Origin of the sequence: Frigidibacter oleivorans, from assembly GCF_003993775.1 — a bacterium.
GTDB lineage: Bacteria > Pseudomonadota > Alphaproteobacteria > Rhodobacterales > Rhodobacteraceae > Frigidibacter > Frigidibacter oleivorans.
The window spans coordinates 1-17,786 of sequence record NZ_RJRZ01000026.1 but is presented as its reverse complement, the minus strand read 5'-3'; the positions used below and the strand labels follow the sequence as shown (position 1 = coordinate 17,786).

At 71.3% G+C, this 17,786-nt stretch carries 12 protein-coding genes and 1 tRNA gene; 6 read left to right on the top strand and 7 right to left on the bottom strand.

Features of this window, described 5'->3' with window-relative positions; translation table 11 throughout:
• The 5 genes from gmd to EEY80_RS19260 form a co-directional block, all read right to left on the bottom strand.
• A complete protein-coding gene (gmd, locus tag EEY80_RS19280) occupies positions 1–1,122 on the bottom strand; it encodes a GDP-mannose 4,6-dehydratase (RefSeq protein WP_126979460.1) in 1,122 nt (373 codons plus the stop codon).
• On the bottom strand, positions 1,119–2,402 hold the full coding sequence (locus EEY80_RS19275) for a WcaI family glycosyltransferase (RefSeq protein WP_126979458.1): 1,284 nt from the start codon (positions 2,400–2,402) through the stop codon (positions 1,119–1,121). Before EEY80_RS19275 ends, gmd begins: the two co-directional genes overlap by 4 nt.
• 264 nt (positions 2,403–2,666) lie before the next feature.
• Complete coding sequence (locus tag EEY80_RS19270; RefSeq protein ID WP_126979456.1) at positions 2,667–3,776, bottom strand: ABC transporter permease; 1,110 nt, start codon at positions 3,774–3,776, stop codon at positions 2,667–2,669.
• The gene (gene rbbA / locus EEY80_RS19265; protein WP_126979454.1) at positions 3,776–6,547 is read right to left on the bottom strand and encodes a ribosome-associated ATPase/putative transporter RbbA; all 2,772 of its coding nucleotides are present in this window, start codon (positions 6,545–6,547) and stop codon (positions 3,776–3,778) included. The genes EEY80_RS19270 and rbbA overlap by 1 nt, the downstream gene beginning before the upstream one ends.
• The gene (locus EEY80_RS19260) at positions 6,544–7,614 is read right to left on the bottom strand and encodes an HlyD family secretion protein (protein ID WP_126979452.1); all 1,071 of its coding nucleotides are present in this window, start codon (positions 7,612–7,614) and stop codon (positions 6,544–6,546) included. The genes rbbA and EEY80_RS19260 overlap by 4 nt, the downstream gene beginning before the upstream one ends.
• Positions 7,615–8,018: 404 nt before the next feature.
• Between EEY80_RS19260 and EEY80_RS19255 the strand changes: the two genes are divergently transcribed.
• Both EEY80_RS19255 and EEY80_RS19250 read left to right on the top strand, forming a co-directional pair.
• Entirely contained in the window at positions 8,019–9,182 is a 1,164-nt protein-coding gene (locus tag EEY80_RS19255; protein WP_126979451.1) for an alpha/beta hydrolase family protein, read from the top strand.
• A 119-nt stretch (positions 9,183–9,301) separates the two neighbouring features.
• Entirely contained in the window at positions 9,302–11,965 is a 2,664-nt protein-coding gene (locus EEY80_RS19250; protein WP_126979449.1) for a cation-translocating P-type ATPase, read from the top strand.
• Between the two features lie 55 nt (positions 11,966–12,020).
• Here the strand turns inward: EEY80_RS19250 and EEY80_RS20235 are convergent.
• Positions 12,021–12,104, bottom strand: a tRNA-Tyr gene (locus EEY80_RS20235).
• A gap of 178 nt (positions 12,105–12,282) precedes the next feature.
• On the opposite strand from EEY80_RS20235, the gene rlmB reads away from it, so the two are divergent.
• The 3 genes from rlmB to EEY80_RS19235 all read left to right on the top strand — a co-directional run bounded on the left by rlmB (position 12,283) and on the right by EEY80_RS19235 (position 14,322).
• Positions 12,283–13,080 (top strand): 23S rRNA (guanosine(2251)-2'-O)-methyltransferase RlmB, encoded by a 798-nt coding sequence (rlmB, locus tag EEY80_RS19245; RefSeq protein WP_126979447.1) that lies wholly within the window; start codon positions 12,283–12,285, stop codon positions 13,078–13,080.
• Positions 13,081–13,188: 108 nt separating this feature from the next.
• Positions 13,189–13,659, top strand: coding sequence for a YHS domain-containing (seleno)protein (locus EEY80_RS19240; protein WP_126979445.1), 471 nt, complete (start codon positions 13,189–13,191; stop codon positions 13,657–13,659).
• 213 nt (positions 13,660–13,872) lie between these two features.
• The gene (locus EEY80_RS19235) at positions 13,873–14,322 is read left to right on the top strand and encodes a CoA-binding protein (RefSeq protein WP_126979443.1); all 450 of its coding nucleotides are present in this window, start codon (positions 13,873–13,875) and stop codon (positions 14,320–14,322) included.
• A gap of 64 nt (positions 14,323–14,386) precedes the next feature.
• On the opposite strand, the gene EEY80_RS19230 is transcribed toward EEY80_RS19235, so the two are convergent.
• Positions 14,387–15,133 carry an SIMPL domain-containing protein gene (locus EEY80_RS19230; RefSeq protein ID WP_164738330.1) on the bottom strand — a complete coding sequence of 249 codons (747 nt, stop codon included), beginning with the start codon at positions 15,131–15,133 and terminating at the stop codon, positions 14,387–14,389.
• A gap of 164 nt (positions 15,134–15,297) precedes the next feature.
• Here EEY80_RS19230 and EEY80_RS19225 point away from each other — a divergent pair.
• Positions 15,298–17,786: hypothetical protein (locus EEY80_RS19225; RefSeq protein ID WP_126979439.1), on the top strand; the 2,489-nt coding region annotated here is incomplete at its 3' end.

Sequence of the window (17,786 nt, the reverse complement as noted above, 5' to 3'; positions counted from 1 at the left end):
CTACCCCTCCACGCTCACCGGCAGTTCCAGCCCGTGTTCCTTCAGCAGCTTCAGCCGGCGCGCGGCCTTGTGGTCTTCGGCCACCATCTCGGCGCACATCTCCTGCGCGGCGATCTCGGGCACCCAGCCCAGCTTCTGCTTGGCCTTGGAGGGATCGCCCAGCAGGGTGTCCACCTCGGCCGGGCGGAAATAGCGCGGGTCGATGCGCATGACCACATCGCCGGGCTTCAGGGCCGGCGCCATCTCGCCCTCGATCCGGGTCACCGTCGCCACCTCCCCGGTGCCGCTGCCCGAAAATTCCAGCGTGATCCCCAGTTCTGCCGCCGTCCAGGTGATGAACTCGCGCACCGAATACTGCACGCCGGTGGCGATGACGAAATCCTCGGGCGCCTCCTGCTGCAGCATCATCCACTGCATGCGGACATAGTCCCTCGCATGGCCCCAGTCGCGCAAAGAGTCGATGTTGCCCATGTAGAGGCAGGGCTCCAGCCCCAGCGCGATGTTGGCCAGCCCGCGGGTGATCTTGCGGGTGACGAAGGTCTCGCCCCGGCGGGGACTTTCATGGTTGAACAGGATGCCGTTGCAGGCATAGATCCCGTAGGCCTCGCGATAGTTCACGGTGATCCAGTAGGCATACATCTTCGCCACGGCATAGGGCGAGCGCGGGTAGAAGGGCGTCGTCTCGCGCTGCGGGATCTCCTGCACCAGACCGTAGAGCTCCGACGTGGAGGCCTGATAGAAGCGGGTCTTCTTCTCCAGCCCCAGGAAGCGGATCGCCTCCAGCAGGCGCAGGGTGCCGATGGCATCGACATCGGCGGTGTATTCCGGCGCCTCGAAGGACACCGCCACATGGGACTGCGCCCCGAGGTTGTAGACCTCGTCCGGCTCGATCTGCTGCAGGATCCGCGTCAGGTTCGACGTGTCGGACAGGTCGCCGTAATGCAGCTTCAGCCGGGCATTGTCGACATGGGGATCCTGATAGATGTGATCGACCCGCTGGGTGTTGAACAGCGAGGCGCGCCGCTTGATGCCGTGCACCTCATAGCCCTTCTCCAGCAGGAACTCGGCAAGGTATGAACCGTCCTGACCGGTGATCCCGGTGATCAGTGCCTTCTTCGTCACGAGTTCTGTCCCTCTTTGGAGCTTATGGCGGCATCTTGTGCCACGTCTTTCGACGCCATGCACAGCGCGGAAAGCCGCTGCGCGAACCTGTCGAGAATGCGCTGGCCGTCCCAGCGGTCCAGCGCCCTTGCCCGGGCCTCGGCGCCGAGCGCCGCGCGGCGGGCCGGATCGTCGATCAGGGCCTCGATCGCCGCGGCGAAGGCCGCCTCGTCGCCGGGGGGCGTGATCGCGCCGCAGCCCTCGACCTCGTCGGCCAGCGCGGTTCCGGTGTCGACCGTGGCCACGACCGGACGGCCCGAAGCGAGCATGTTGGTCAGTTTCGACGGCAGGACCAGATCCGCCGCGCCCGCCATCTGGGGCAGCAGATGCACGGTCGCCATGCCCAGCGCCTCGCTGAACCGCGCGCGGGGCTGCAGCGGCAGGAAGCGGATGTTCGCCAGGCCTTCCGACAGGCGTTTCAGGTCCGGCAGGAACGGCCCGTCGCCGATGATCACGAAGGTCAGGTCGTCGCGGTGCTGCAGCCGCCGGGCCGCCGCGGCGATGATCTCGATGCCCTGCTTGTTGGCGATGTTCCCGGAATAGAGCGCCACATGCGACGTGCCGATGCCGAGTTCCGCCTTCAGCGGCGGCTCCGCGGGCTCCACCGTCACGGCGGCGAGGTCGGCCCAGTTGCGCAACTCGTACATCCGGCCGGCAGGGACGCCCTTGTCGCGCAGCCTCTGCATCATCGGGGCCGAGATCGAGCTGACCATGTCGAAGCTGCGCAGCATCCGTCGCTCGAACCAGAGCGCCGCGCGCCCTGCCCGGCTGCCCTGTTTCAACAGGCCGGTGGCGAAGGCCGCCTCCACCTCGAGGTCCTGGATATGCAGCCATGCCTTGGCGCCGACCAGCCGTGCGCAGAGCAGCGCGACCGGCGCGGGCACCAGCGCCGGCGCCGCCACGATCACGGCATCGGGCCGCTCGCGCAGCGCCCGCCAGACGGCGACCGGCAGCGCCGTCAGGGCGAAACTCAGGTGATGAACGATTCGGCGGGCGCCGGTCGGCCGGGCCGGGACGTAATGCGGGCAATGGGTGACGCGCACCCCGCCGGGCAATGTTGCGCGGCGGTAGGCGAAGGCGGGGTAGCCCTCGAACCGTTTCCAGGCGGGATAGTAGGGATGCGCAGTTATGACACAAACGTCGTGACCGCGCGTCTGCATCCCCTCGGCAAGGCCGGTCGTGTAGAGGCCGGTACTGATGATCTCAGGCGCGAAATTGATCCCGAGGACCATTAACTTCATGTTCTGAAACCCTTTTCTTGCCGCTTGCCCCGCAGTCACGCCCTCCCCGCGGGACGGTCGATACTTCGGCCGCCCACGCTCTCGAAGCAACCCGTAAAATGCTGCGGGTGCAAAATTGGAACTTGCGCGAACCAGGTTCGGCGCATTTCTGCCACTCGGCAGCGGCTCGGGCCGCGCCTTGCGCGGCATCGCGCGACCCGGGTCATTCTCGCCGGGGTCGCATCACGGAGCAAGCGATGGGCGCCCGCGCCGCAGATCGCGAGGCTAACGCAGGGTCCTGCGAAAGCGGCCGAGCGACAGCGCGAAGAAGGTACAACCGATGGCGGCGAGCATCAGCAGTTGCGGCCAGACGGCGGCGAGGGTGGCGCCGCGGAAGAGGCCGCTCTGCGCGAGGCTGACGAAATGGGTGTTCGGGGCGAAAAACATGATCGCGCGGATGATCTCGGGCATGCTTTCGCGCGGGGTCACGCCGCCGGACAGCAATTGCAGCGGCAACAGGACCATCATCAGCAGAAGCCCGAATTGCGGCATCGAGCCCGCGAGCGTGGCCAGGAAGATGCCGAGGCAGGTCATCGCGAAGATGTCGAGCACCGCCCCGGCCAGGAACAGCACCGGCGACCCGTTCAGGGGCACCGACAGCAGCCCCTGGATGACGACGGCCAGAGAGAGGCCCGAGGCCAGCAGCACCACGAGCCCCATCGACCAGATCTTGCTGGCCATGATCTCGAAGGGGGTGACCGGCATCACCAGCAGATGCTCGATGGTGCCATGTTCGCGCTCGCGGATCAGGGCGGCGCCGGTCAGCACGATCGAGAGCATCGAGATCGAGTCGATCAGGCTGGTCACCGCGCCGAACCAGCCCTTGTCGAGCGAGGGGTTGAACCTCGCCCGCAGGTCCAGCGCGACGGGTCCGGGGTCTCCGCCCGGGCGGTCGAGAAAGGCCGACACCTCGCCCGCGACGATGGACTGGACATAGCCGCCGCCGGTAAAGGCCTGCGACATCCGCGTGGCGTCGACATTCAGCTGCAGGACAGGCGCGCGTCCCGCCAGCAGATCGCGTTCGAAGTTCGGCGGGATGTCGAGCGCGAAGGTGTCGAGCCCGGCATCCATGCGACTGTCCATCTCGTGCGGCGAAATGAGCCGCGGCGGCAGGAAGTAGGGCGGCAGCAGGGCGTCCGCAATCCCGCGCGACAGCGTCGACCCGTCCTCGTCGACGATGGAGATCGGCGCGCGATGGAGCGTTTCCGGCATGGCGTTGGAGGCGGCATAGACGTCCAGCGTGAAGGCGTAGAGGATCAGGATCAGCAGGACCCGGTCCCTGCGCAGGCCGCGCAGTTCCTTGATGCCGAGGTTCAGGATGTTGGCAAGGCGCATCAGCGGGCCTGCTTGCGCAATCCGGCGGCCGCAAGCGCCAGGAGCACCGGGATCGCGATCAACAGGGGCAGGAAGTCGCGCGCCAGATCCGGGACGCCGAGACCCTTGGAAAAAGCGCCCCGCGAGATCGAGATGAAATAGGTGGTGGGATAAATCCGGCCGATGAAGGCGCCGATGCCCTGCAGCGACGTGACCGGGTCGATCAGCCCCGAGAATTGCGATGCGGGCACCATGGTGGCCAGCACCGTGCCGAAGATGGCTGCGATCTGGCTGTCCATCACGCTGGACAGCAGGAGCCCGAGCGCGGTCGTCGCGATCACGTAGAGGAACGCCCCCAGCAGATAGGCCGCGAAGCTGCCGGTGAAGGCCACGCCGAAGCCATAGCGGGCGAAGGCGACGAGCAGCAGCAGGTTCACCATCGCGACCAGAACATAGGGCATCTGCTTGCCGAGCAGGAATTCCAGCCGGGTCACCGGCGTGACGTAGAAATTGACGATGGAGCCGAGTTCCTTTTCGCGCACCACGCTCAGGGCCGCCAGCATCGCGGGGATCAGCAGCAGCAGCATCGGAATGACCGCCGGCGCGAAGGCGTCGAGGCTGCGGACGTCCGGATTATAGAGATAGCGGATCTCCAGCCGGTAGTCGCCGATGGCCGCGGCCTCCCCTTCCGCCTCGCGCAGCCTGCGGGCCAGCCAGTCTGCATGCATCGCCTGGACATAGCCCAGCGCCGTCTCGGCCCGCGCCGGCATCGCCCCGTCGACCCAGGCGCCGACCGTCACCCCGCGACCGCGCGACACGTCCCGGCCAAAGCCCGGCGGAAGCTCGATTGCCAAGCTCAGTTCGCCCGCCTCCATCCGGCGGTCGAGGTCGTCATAGCCGGTCAGCGGCGGCCTTTCGGTGAAATAGCGCGACCCCGACAGGTCGAGCGCATAGTCCCGGCTCAGGACGCTGTCGTCACCGTCCAGCACGGCGAAGCTGAGGTTTTCGACGTCCATGTTCACGCCATAGCCGATGACGAACATCAGCAGCAGGCTGCCGACCGTGGCCAGCGCGGCGCGGATCGGATCCCGGACCAGTTCCAGCGTCTCGCGCCGGGCATAGGCGAACAGGCGCGCGAGGGCGAAGGTCTGCGGCTGCGACGCGGTCTCCGTGGCGACCCCGGACGGCGCCGCGGCGGGCATCCCGGCGGGGATCCCGTCCTCGTTGCCGGCCGATCCGCCGGCCGATGCCTCCAGATATCCGACGAAGGCCTCTTCCAGCGTGGCGGCGGCGCGGCTGGCGGTGATTTCGCCGGGGCTGCCGCTGATCAGCACCCGGCCCGCATGCATCAGCGCCACCCTGTCGCAGCGCTCGGCCTCGGTCATCACATGCGTCGAGACGAAGATCGTGACGCCCCGCTGCCGGGACAGGTTCACGAGGCTTTGCCAGAACCGGTCGCGCGCCACCGGATCGACCCCGGAGGTCGGTTCGTCGAGGATCAGGATCTCGGGCGAGTGAATGGTCGCCACGGCCAGAGACAGGCGCTGGCGCAGGCCGAGCGGCAGCGCGCCGGGCAGCATGTCGAGATGGGGCTGCAGCTCGAACTCGGTGGCGACCTCGTCGATCCGCGCGGCGATGCCGGATGCCGGAAGGTCGAACAGCCGGGCATGCAGGTCGAGGTTCTGGCGCACCGACAGTTCGGAATAGAGCGAGAAGCCCTGCGACATGTAGCCGACGCGGCGCCTCTGGCCCGGGTCACGCGGATCCGGGCGCCGGCCGAAGACCCGCACCTGCCCTTCGCTCGGGTCCAGCAGGCCGGTCAGCATCTTCATCGTCGTCGTCTTGCCGCAGCCGTTCGACCCGATGAAGCCGAAGATTTCGCCGGGAAGGATGCGAAAGCTTACATCGTCCACCGCGGTGAAGCCGTCAAAGCGCCGCGTCAGGCTCTCTGCCTCGATCACCGGCACCGCGGCGGCGGGTTGCGGCCGCGGCGGAACCACGACGGTCCGGTGGTCCCGGCGCTTGTCCGCGGGCAGCAGCGCGATGAAAGCCGCGTCGAGGTCGGCGGTCCCGGTGCGCGCCATCAGCTCCGCCGGCGACCCAAAGGCCAGCACCCGTCCGGCCTCCATGGCGACGAGCCAGTCGAACCGCGCCGCCTCCTCCATGTAGGAGGTGGCGACGATGACGCTCATCCCGCCGCGGTCCTGCCGCATCCGGTCGATCAGCCGCCAGAACTGGCGTCGCGACAGCGGGTCCACGCCGGTCGTCGGTTCGTCGAGGATCATCAGCTGCGGGTCGTGGATCAGCGCGCAGCACAGGCCCAGCTTCTGCTTCATCCCGCCCGACAGATGCGCCACCGCCCGGTCGGCGAAGGGCGACAGCCCGGTGTCCTGCAGAAGCGCGTGGATGCGCCTGTGCCGTTCCTGCCGCGCATGGCCGAACAGGCGGCCGAAGAAGTCCACGTTGTCGAAGACCGACAGCCTCGGGTAAAGGTTCCGGCCCAGGCCCTGGGGCATGTAGGCGATCCGCGGACAGCTGGCGCGCCGGTGGCGGGCATCGGCCATGTCGCCCCCCAGCACCTGCAGGCGGCCGTCCTGCAGGCGCCGCGCGCCCGCCACCAGCGACAGGAGGCTGGACTTGCCGACCCCGTCCGGCCCGATCACCCCGGCGAGGCAGCCCGCGGGAATGTCGAGCGACACGCCGTCGAGCGCGCGGGTCCGGCCATAGCCGAGGCCGACCCCGTCGAGCCGGGCCACGAAGCGCCCCGCCTCCGCGATTTCCGCCCCGCTCATTGCAGCAGGATCCCCTGCAGCTGCGGCGGCCAGTCGATGTCCGGATCGATCCGCACATAGGCCGTGCCGGGCAGGCCGGTCTTCACCTGCTGGACGTATTTCCGCAGCAGCTCGGGGCTGATCCGCGCCTTCACGCGGAACATCAGCTTCTGGCGTTCCTCCTCGGTCTCCACCGTCTTCGGGGTGAATTGCGCCACGTCTGCCACGAACGTGACCTTCGCGGGGATGACGTATTGCGGCGCCGCATCCAGCACGATGCGGACCTCTGCCCCGATGGCGACGCGGCCGGCCTGCGCCGTCGGCAGGAAGAAGGACATGTAGACATCGGCCAGATCCACAAGGCTGAGGACGCGGCCGCCGGCGGCGACCACCTCGCCCGGCTCGGCCACGCGATACTGGACGCGCCCGTCGCGGGGCGACCGCAGCGCCGCGTCGTCGATTTCCGCGTCGATGCTGTCGATCAGGGCCTGGGCCGCCGCCACCGCCGCGCCCGCATCCACGACCTGCGCCCGTGCCGCGTCGATGGCCGCCTCGCTGACCGCGACCTGCGCCCGCGCGACGGAAATGGCCGCGGCCGCGCTGCGCTCGCTGGCCCGGTGATCGTCGAGAAGCTGCTGCGAGATCGTGTCCGTGACCGCCAGCTGCTCGGATCGTTGCAGCGTCCGCCGCGCCGCCTCGAATTCCGCCTCGCGCTGTTCGACCCCCGCGAGGCTGGCATTGCGCTCGGCCTCCCGCTGGGCGATCAGCACCCGGGCCGTGTCGACGGCAACCTCCGCGCGCTGCCGTTCCGCCTCGGCGCGCCGCCGCTGCGCCTCGAGCTGGGCCGTGTCCATCCGGGCCAGCACCTCGCCCTCGGCCACGAAACCGCCCTCTTCGACCAGGATCTCCTTGATCCGGCCGGCGGAGCGCGCCGACACGTCGATGGTGACCGCCTCGATGCGGCCGTTGCCGCTCGCGATCCCGGGGGGCAGCCGGCCGGACCGCGCCTGCTGCCATGTCCAGGCGCCCCCGGCGACAAGTGCCGCGATCAGGGCGAGCGTCATCCAGCCGCCGCGGCGAAGGGTCATGCCGACCACCGCCATTGCAGAGGCCGCCGCCCATCCCCTGCCCCATCGGCAGACACCACGCCCGCAGGACGATCCCACCGCTCCACAGTCCCGACCTCCGTTCGCGTCCAAGAGTTCCGGCGCCAACGAACACGGAATCGCGCCCGGCGGCCTTGATCGAGGTCAACCGGTGCCGGGGGCTGCGACAACAGAAGCGCGTGACCCAGGGTGGCCGCGCTTGACAGCGACCCGACCTCGGGCGGACCCTCGATCCGGAGGCCCGGGAAAGCGCGGCGGACAGCCGCCACGCCTGCATCCGCCCCTGGCCTTCCGATGCCCGCCGCCATCCGGGCCGGGGTCCGGGCCGCCTGTCGCCGCCGGCGGGACCACAGGAGGGGGGACCTCCGCCATCAGCGAGGCGCGCCGTGGCCAGACGGACAAGGCAAGAGGAGACCGGGGGCGCGCGCATCGCGCACCGGGATGCCTGTGCCCTGTTCCAGGGTGCGCGGCAGCCGAAGTATCGCGACCTTGGCCTCGATGTCCTCCAGCCGGGCCGGGGGCGCAGGCTGCACCAGACGACGCTGGAGGAAACGCCGTTCTGGACGCTGCGCCGTTTCACGCGCGATGGCGGCGCCGGCCTGCCGCCGATGCTGGTCGTTCCACCGATCTCGGGGCTGTTTCCGGCGCTGCTGCATGACCTGATGGTCGGGCTGCTCGCCGATTTCCGGCTGCATGTGCTGGACTGGGCCAATGTCCGGCATGTTCCGCCGTCCTGCGGCCGCTTCGGGTTCGACGACAACCTCCGGGCCATCACCGCCGCGATCCGGCGGCTTGGCCCCCGGGCGTCGGTGCTCGGCATCTGCCAGGGCGGCGTTCCCAGCCTCGCCGCCGTTGCCGACATCGCCGCCCGGTCGCCGGATGCGGCGCCCGCGCATCTGGTCCTGATGGGCGCGCCCATCGACCCCGCGGTCAATCCGACCGCCTTGGGGGCGCGGCTGTCCGGCCACAGCGTCTATTGGTACCAGATCGTGCCGATCGGGCGCGTGCCCGGCGGATGGCCCGGTGCCAGCCGCTGGGTCTATCCTGCCCGGACCCAGCTTGCGGCGCTGCAATTGTACCTGCTCGCCCAACTGCCGGTCGACGGAGAGATCGCCCGCAAGATCCGGCAGGACGACGGCCTAGACCCGCTGCGCTTTCCGTTCCTGGACCTCGTCACCTCGGTGATGGACATCGACGCCCGGCATTTCGCCGAGAATATCGACCGCGTGTTTCTGCGCCGCGACCTGGCCCGGGGACGGCTTTTCTTCGACGGCCGCCGCATCGACCCCTCGGCGATCCGCGACACGACGCTGCTGACCGTCGAGGGTGCGAGCGACGACATCGCCGCGCCGGGCCAGACCAGCGCCGCGCACGGGCTTTGCCCCGGTCTTTCCGCCGGGCAACGGCAGGCGCTCGTGGTGGAAGACTGCGGGCATTTCTCGCTGTTCCACGGCGAGATCTGCCGGCGCGCGGTCCTGCCGGCGATCCGCGCCCATTGTCGCGGCCCGGCCCCGGATGCGACGCGCGGGTCCCCGGCCTCCGCCGGTTGAGCCGGCCCGCGGTGAATCCGGCGCCACAAATCCGCTTTTCGCTGACGTGGATCAAGGGATCGGCCCGCCGCAGCATCTAACAGTGGAAGGCGACAGCCAAAGCGATCGGATCATGCCAAATGGCGCAGGCAGCAGGCGGCCCATCCCATGCCGTTCCCGCAGAAGAGGTGCTGGCGCGGCAGCAGGTCGATCCCGCGCGGGGACTGACCGAGGCCGAGGCGGCATCGCGGCGCGCCGCCGCCGGCGCGAACCGGATCGAACAGCGCCGCCGGCACAGCCTGCTGCGGCTTCTGGCCCATCAGTTCGTCAGCCCGGTGATCTGGCTGCTGGCGGGCGCCGCCGCGCTGGCCTGGATCTTCGGCGAACGGCTGGAGGCGCTCGCCATCGCCGCGGTGCTGGCCCTCAACGCCACCATCGGATTCGTGACCGAGGGCAAGGCCGCGCGGTCGATCGAGGCGCTGCGGGCGCTCGACACCCGCCTTGCCCGGGTCCGGCGCGACGGGCAGGACCGTCTGGTCCCGGCCGAAACGCTGGTGCCCGGCGACATCCTGCGCCTCGACGCGGGCGATGCAGTTCCGGCCGACCTGCGGCTGATCGACTGTTCCCACCTGCAGGCGGACGAATCGGCGCTGACCGGCGAATCCGCGCCCGTGACCAAATCCCCCGCCCCCGTGCCCGCCGCGACATCGCTGGCCGATCGCGCCCCGATGCTGTTCCGCGGCACCTCGATCACCCGGGGCAGCGCACTGGCGGTCGTGGTGGCGACCGGCCCCGCGACGGAGCTGGGGCAGATCGGCAGGCTGGTCTCCGAGGCGGATGCGGGACTGTCCCCGATCGAGCGCAAGCTGACGCAGCTGTCGACCCAGCTGCTGTGGGCGATGCTGGCACTGGCGGCGGCAATCGCGGCGCTCGGCTTCGCCTCGGGCGAGGATCCGCTGCTGATGGTCGAGGCGGCGATCGCGCTGGCAGTGGCCGCCGTTCCCGAAGGCCTGCCGATCGTGGCAACCCTCACCCTCGCCCGCGGCATGTGGCGCATGGCCCGGCAGAACGCGCTGATCCAGCACCTTCCCGCGGTCCAGACGCTGGGCGCCACGACGGTCATCCTGACCGACAAGACCGGCACGCTGACCGAGAACCGGATGACGGTCCGTCGCCTGTGGCTGCCCTCGGGCGAGGTCGCCATCGAGGCGGCGACGACCGGCGAGGCCGGGCAGGAGGGCGATGCCCGGGCGCTGCTGCGGGTCGCGGTGCTGTGCAACGACGCGGCGATCGGGGGCGACGGGGCGGGCGTCGGCGACCCGATGGAACGGGCGCTGCTGCGGGCGGGGCAGGAGGCCGGCCTTGACCGCAACGGCCTGCTGGCGGCGATGCCGCTGCTGCGCAAGCACGCCTTCGACAGCTTTACCAGGATGATGGCGACGGTGCACGCCGCGGACGACGCCTGTCTCGTCGCCGTCAAGGGCGCGCCCGAGGCGGTGCTGGCGGCGAGCCGTTTCATCGCGGCGGAGGGCGCCGCCCGGGCCCTGACGGCGGAGGATCGCGCCGCCTGGGCCGCGCATGTCGCCGGTCTTGCCCATCGCGGGCTGCGGGTGCTGGCCTTCGCCAGCAAGACCGCGGCCTCGTCCGAGGTCGCACCCTATGCCGACCTGATCTTTCTCGGGCTTGCGGGGCTGGAGGATCCGGCGCGTGCCGATGTCCCGGCCGCGATCCTCGCCTGCCAGCGGGCGGGCATCCGCGTGGTGATGGCGACGGGCGACCACGCCGCCACCGCCCGCAGCATCGGCCGCGCGGTGGGACTGTCCGCCACGGCCGCCGTGGCCGAAGGGCTGGACCTTGCCGCGCTGGCCGAAGGCGATGGCGGCAGCCTGACCGGCACCGACATCTTCGCCCGGGTCAGCCCGCAGGAGAAGTTCGAGCTGGTGCGCGCGCTTCAGGCCCGGGGCGAGGTTGTGGCGATGACCGGCGACGGTGTCAACGACGCGCCGGCCCTGCGGCAGGCCGATATCGGCGTCGCAATGGGGTTGCGCGGCACGGATGTCGCGCGCGAGGCCGCCGCGATGATCCTGCTCGACGACGCCTTTCCGACCATCGTCGCCGCGATCCGCGAGGGGCGGGTGATCTTCGGCAATATCCGGCGCTTCGCGGCCTACCTGCTCGCCTGCAACCTGGCCGAGGTGCTGGTGGTCGGGATTGCCGTCCTCGCCGCGCAGCCGCTGCCGATCCTGCCGCTGCAGATCCTCTACCTGAACCTCGTGACGGATGTCTTCCCCGCCTTTGCCCTTGCGCTTGGCGAGGGCGATGGCGCGGCGCTGGACCGGCCGCCACGCAACCCGCGCGAACCGATCCTCGGCCGGCCGCAATGGCGCCGGATCCTGTGGCAGGCGGCGCTGATGGCCGGCGCCACCTTCGCCCAGCTGGCGGCCTGCCGGCTGTGGCTGGGTCTCGATGCCGCCACGACGGTGACGATGACCTTCCTGACCCTGGCCTTCGCCCAACTCTGGCAGGTCTTCGGCATGCGGTCCGAGGGCGCCGGCATCTGGCGCAACGAGATCACGCGCAACCCCTGGGTCTGGGGCGCGCTCGGCCTCTGCACCGCGCTGCTGGCCGTGCCGCCCTATGTCGGACCACTGGCCGATCTCTTCGGCCTCACGCCCCCGGACGCCAGGGCCTGGGCGCTGATCCTCGGCCTCAGCCTCGCGCCGCTGGCGGTGGAAGAGGCGGCCCGCCGGATGCGGCCGCGCCGCCCCGTCGCGCGGGAGGGACGGGGGGCGTCTGACCCGTGACGGGGTGTCATCGACCGCGGCGAGGCGCCGGAACTGAAGGATGCGCGGGAGGAAATGGTGGGCGACCCTGGAATCGAACCAGGCATGGGTCTCCCCGGCGGAGTTACAGTCCGCTGCCGCACCTTGCAGCTCGTCGCCCGACGCTGGCGGCGGGGATAGCGGAGGGTCCAGGGGGCGTCAAGCGGGTTTTTCCGCCGGGTTTTTCGCCGGCCCCGGCGCCGGCGGGACCTCCGGCGCGGTGCCGCGCGCAAGGCCCGCCGCGCTTGCCTTGGCGCCCGGCATTGGCCATTGTCCGGCGCTGTCGGAAGGGGAACGCGATGAAGAAACCCAGCTGGGTGATCGACAAGGAACGGGCCAAGCGGGCCGCCGCGGCCGAGACGGTCTGGCTGTTCGGCCTGCATGCGGTGCGCGATGCGCTGGCCAATCCGGCGCGCAAGCGTCTGCGGCTGGTGCTGACCAAGAACGCCGCCGACCGGCTGGGGCCGGCGCTCGACGCCGCCGACATCGCCCCCGAGATCGTCGATGCCCGCAAGTTCGACGCCGCCGTGCCGCTCGCCCCCGACAGCGTGCATCAGGGCGCCGCGCTGGAGGTGAAGCCGCTGGCCTGGGGCAGCCTCGAGGAGGTCTGCATCGCGGGCAGCCTGTCCGAGCAGGAGGGACGGCCGCTGGTGGTGCTGCTCGACCATGTCACCGACCCGCATAACGTGGGTGCGGTCCTGCGCTCGGCCGAGGTCTTCGGCGCCCGGGCGGTGGTGGCGACGGCGCGGCATTCGGCGCCGGAAACCGGTGCGCTGGCCAAGACGGCCTCTGGGGCGCTGGAACGCCAGCCCTATCTGCGGGTGGTGAACCTGGCCGACGCGATGCAGAAGCTGCGCGACGCGGGCTTCGTGCTGATCGGCCTGGCCGGCGAGGCCGAGACGACGCTCGACGCCGCGCTGGCCGAGGCCGGGCCGCGCCCGGTGGGGCTGGTGCTGGGGGCGGAGGGGCCGGGGCTGCGCGACAAGACCCGCGCCACCTGCGACCACCTGGCGCGGATCCCGGCGGCTTCGGGCTTCGGCTCGCTGAACGTCTCGAACGCGGCGGCGATCGCGCTCTATGCCGCGGCCACACGATAAGGTGTTGGTCCGCGCGCCACCCCGGGGTTTCGGGCCGCGCGGGCTGCTGGCATTGTCTGCCCCGATGTCGCCCCTGCCCCTGACCCACCGCCCGATCTGCCGAAGCCGATGACCCTGCATCCCTCGTTCCAGCCGCCCGCCACCCTCCGGATGACGCTCGCCCTGCTGACGCTGGTCGCGGGGCTGGGGGCTGCCGCCTGGCCCGCGCCGCTGCGTGCGGAGGGGCGGCTGGCGCTGGAGGGGCGCGATGCGGTCAGCTATTTCACCGCCGAGGGGCCGAAGCCCGGGCTCGCCGGCCATGCGCTGCACTGGCGCGGGCTGGTCTGGTTCTTTGCCAGCGCGCAAAGCCTGAACCAGTTCGAGGCGAATCCCGCCGCCTATGCGCCGCGCTATGGCGGCAACGGAGTGAAATCAGTGATTGCGGGCAAGCCGCGCGCCGGCGATCCGGATCACTATCTGGTGCTGGACGGGCGGCTGTACCTGTTCGGCTCGGCCGCCGAACGGGCGGCGATGCTGGACGATCCGGCCGGTTTCCGGATGCAGGCGGATGTGGCGTGGAAGCTGCTTCGCGCGCGGTGACACCCCGTCCGGGCGACGGCAAGAACTTTCGTGTTCACGCTTTCGTCAGCGTGTCTTCCATGACACAGGATCGCCCCTATCTCCTGTTCAGGAAGACGGCAACGGAACTGTCGTGTTTCTCTTCACTGTCCCTCGTTCCGCCACTGGCGCCCGGGCTTTACCCCGGGCGCTTTTTTGTCCGGCGGTGACCAGGGTCCCTTGCAGGAGCTTCCGATGACCGACACCGATACCTTCCTTCGCGACACGCTGGCCTCGACGCGCGTCATCGCCGTCGTCGGCTTCTCGCCCGATCCGGACCGGCCCTCGCATGGCGTGGCCCGCTATCTGCAGCAGCAGGGCTACCGGGTGATTCCGGTCAATCCCGGTCAGGCCGGAAAGACCGCGCTTGGCGAAACGGTGGTGGCGCGGCTGTCGGACATCGCCGGGGATGTGCCCGTGGACATGGTCAACATCTTCCGCAAGCCCGAGGCGGTGCCGGCAATCGTCGAGGAGGCCATCGCCCATCTGCCGCATCTGCGCACCGTCTGGATGCAGATCGGCGTGGCGCATGAGGGCGCGGCCCTGACGGCGCGCGAGGCGGGGCTGGCCGTCGTCGAGAACCGCTGCCCGAAGATCGAGATCCCGCGCCTCTTCGCCGGCGCCTCGCCGCTGGCCGGGGCGTAGTGTCCCGGGGCCGCGGCTTGCCGGGGCCTGACATCGGCCCCGGGCCTCGCCGCCCCGAGGCCGGTCACGGCCGGGGCGGCTGCGCCTCGCCCAGTTCCCAGACCACGGTCACGTTGGCGGAAAGATCCAGCTCGCCCGCCGACACCGGCACGCCCGCGTCCTTGGCGAAGCTCGCGGCGCGCATTTCCATCATCGGCACCGGCATGCCGCCCTGTTCGCTGATCGCGGCCACCGGCCCCAGCGTCACGCCCGCCGCCTCCGCGTAGAGTTCGGCCTTGCGCCGGGCATCGGCCACGGCGGCGGCGCGCGCCTCGTCCATCTTCGGCTGCGGGTCCTGCAGACCGAAGCCCAGCCCGTACAGCGTGTTGGCGCCGCTGCCCACCGCCGCGTCCAGCACACCGCCCAGCTGGTCCAGCGCCCGCACGCGCACGGTCACGGTGTTCTGCGCGCGGAAGGCGCGGACGCGGGGGCCGTCGGCCGGCGCGCCTTCGCGGTATTCCTCATAGACCGGGCTCAGGTTCAGACCGCTGGTCTGGATGTCGCGGGGCGCGATCCCCGCTGCGGAGAGCGTCTCCATCACCCCCGACAGCGCCGCGGAATTCTCGTCCATCGCCTCGGCGGCGGTGGCGGCCTCGGTCTCGACCCCCAGCGCGATCGTCGCCATGTCGGGGCTGGCCTGCACCATGCCCTCGCCGGTCACGGTGATGTGACCCCGGCCCGGTCCCGGCCCGCCGACCTCTTGCGCCGCGGCCGGCGAAGCCGTCGTCAAAGCCAGCGTCAGCAGCGCCGCAACCGTGTGAAATGCCTTCATGATATCCTCCGTTCGGGCCCTTCGCAGATTGGGCATCATCGCGCGCATGGCAAGCCGTTCCGGGCCGAATTCCTTCCCATGTGCGGAAAGCTGCTGTAGGACGGGACGCGTCCCCGGCGGGGTCCCTGCGGGGGGCGCCCGCATCCTCCAGCCAGAGCCTCGGAATGAAACCAGCCTTCGCTCTCGACCTTGCCCCCGACGGCATCCGCCTCTTGCAACGCACCGGCGGCGGCTGGCTGAAGGCTGCGGAGGTGCCGCTGGATGGCGAGGACGTGGGGCAGGACATGGCCGCGCTGCGCGAGCTTGCGGAAACCCTGCATCCCGAAGGGTTCACCACCAAGCTGCTGCTGCCGCCGTCGCAGATTCTCTACGTCTCGGTCGATGCTCCAGGGCCGGATGCCGCCAGCCGCCGCCGCCAGATCGCCCGGGCGCTCGTCGGGCGCACGCCCTACGATGTCGAGGAACTGGTCTTCGACTGGTCGGGAACGGGGCCGCAGGTCAATGTGGCGGTCGTGGCGCGCGAGACGCTGGAAGAGGCCGAGGCCTTTGCGCTCGAACATATGTTCAACCCGGTCTCCTTCGCCGCGGTGCCCGAGAACGGCCATTTCCGCGGCGAGCCCTTCTTCGGCCAGACCGGATCGGCCAGGGCCTTCATCCCCGAGGGCGAGCGTCTGGTCCGCGATCAGGACCCGGTGCGCGTCACCGGCGCGCTGAGCATCGAGGAGCTGACGGCGCTGGCCGCCACGGCGGGGGCGGTCGCGGAGGTCGCCGCACCCGCGGCAGAGCCGGAGCCCGGGACAGGCGCGCCGGCGGAGCTGACCGGGGAGACGGTTGAAGCGTTCGGGGACATAACCCCTCCCCCGCCGTCGCATCCGGCGGAGGCCGGTTCTGCCGAGCTGCCGGAGCCGGACGATGCGGCCTCGCCGGTCGCGGCGTCGGACCCCGCCGAGACGGAGCCCGCGCCGCAAAGCCGGGCAGAGCGGCGCCGCGCCCGGGCGGGGCGCCGGACCGGGGCCGAGCAGACGCAGGACGACGCGCCCGCGCCTCCACCCCCGCCCGCGACGCAGGCCGGCCTGCCCGGCTTCCCGCCGGAACCCGAGATGCCGGCCGAGGCGGCGCAGGACAACGCTGACGCCCCGTCCCCGGACGAAGGCGCGGGCGTCACCGCAGAGGGCATCGCCCCCGCCCGAGAAGAGACACCGGCCACCGAGGCCGCCCCGGAACCGGAGCCAGAGCCGCAAGAGCCTGCCGCCGGTCCCGTCGCACCTGCCGAGGCCGCCTTGCCGTTTGCCGATGCGGCGACCGAGGCGGCGGCTGGCCCCGGAGAGACCGACCCGGACCCGGTGGAAGATGCGCCCTACATCGCCATTGAGGACGCGGGGGAGGACGGCAGGGAGGACGAGGGCGAGGACAGCCTCCGCGCCGCCGGTTCCGCCCCCGACACCATCGGACCGGACCTGCCGCCGGATGCCGCGGACGCCGCCGACAGCGCCCTGCCGAGGGCCGAGGCGCCGCCCCGCGCCGAGGATCTGACCCCGCCCGCCTTCGCCACGGCGGCGGCGGCCACGCTGTCGCCCAAGGTTGCGCCGGGGGTGGAACCGCCGCTGCGCCGGGATCCCGGCCTGCCGCCGCGCCTGCGTGCCCCGGGTGACGCCACTGCCGACATGGCCGCCCGACCCGCAGGCAAGGCCGGTGCGACCGTTCCGCCCGGCGAGACGCCGCCCTCGGTGATCGCCCCCCGGCTGGGGATCGCGCCCGACCCGCGGCACCCCGCCGACCCGCGCGCCAAGGTCGGGCCCGCGAAGGCCGCGGCAAAGGAAAAGCTCGGCAAGGCGGTGATCGCCGCGGGCAAGGCTGCCCGAGCCGCGCGCGACGCGCGGATCGGCGGGCGGCCGCGGCGGACGGATGTGGCGCAGGCGATCGATGCCGCACAGGCCGATCCGGGCGTCACGGTGTTCGGCAGCCGCCGGCAGGAGGCCACGCCGCCGCGCAAGCCCCGCTACCTGGGCCTGGCGCTGACGCTGGGGCTGGTGCTGCTGATGGCAGCGGTGGCGCTGTGGTCGCTGCTGGCGGACCCGGGGATGGAACCCTCCACCGCCTCCGCACCCGCCGTCGAAGAGGTGCCTGCGCCGGACCTGCCGTCCGAGATCGCGGCGGGCACCGCACTCGATGCCAGCGAACAGACCGAGGCCGAGATCGCCGCCGATGGCGAAGAGGCCGAGCCGGGTGTCGCGCTGTCGGATGCGCCGGTGCCCGATGACGACCTGCCGCTGGACGTGGACCCCGCCACGATCGCGGACGGCGACGGCGACACCGGCCCGGACCCGGCCATGATCGACGTGACCCCGGCGGCCGAGGACGAGGCCGACCCGCCCCCGCCCCTGCCCGCCGATCAGCAGCCCCCTGCCGCGCCGGGCGATGACCCTGCCGCCGACGTTGCCGCCGCTGCGTCGACGGCCGACGCTCCGGCCGCGACACCCGAGGCCGCGCCGTCCCCGGATCCGCCCGATCTGACCGCCGAGACGGCCGCCCCGGCGGCGGGGCCGCTGCCCGACGCGACCGAGGGCCTGCCCCCGCCGGCCGCCGATCCGGCGCTGGCCGACCGCGAGGTGGCGGCGCTTGCCCCCGCCCCCGACCGCGCCACCGACGCGCC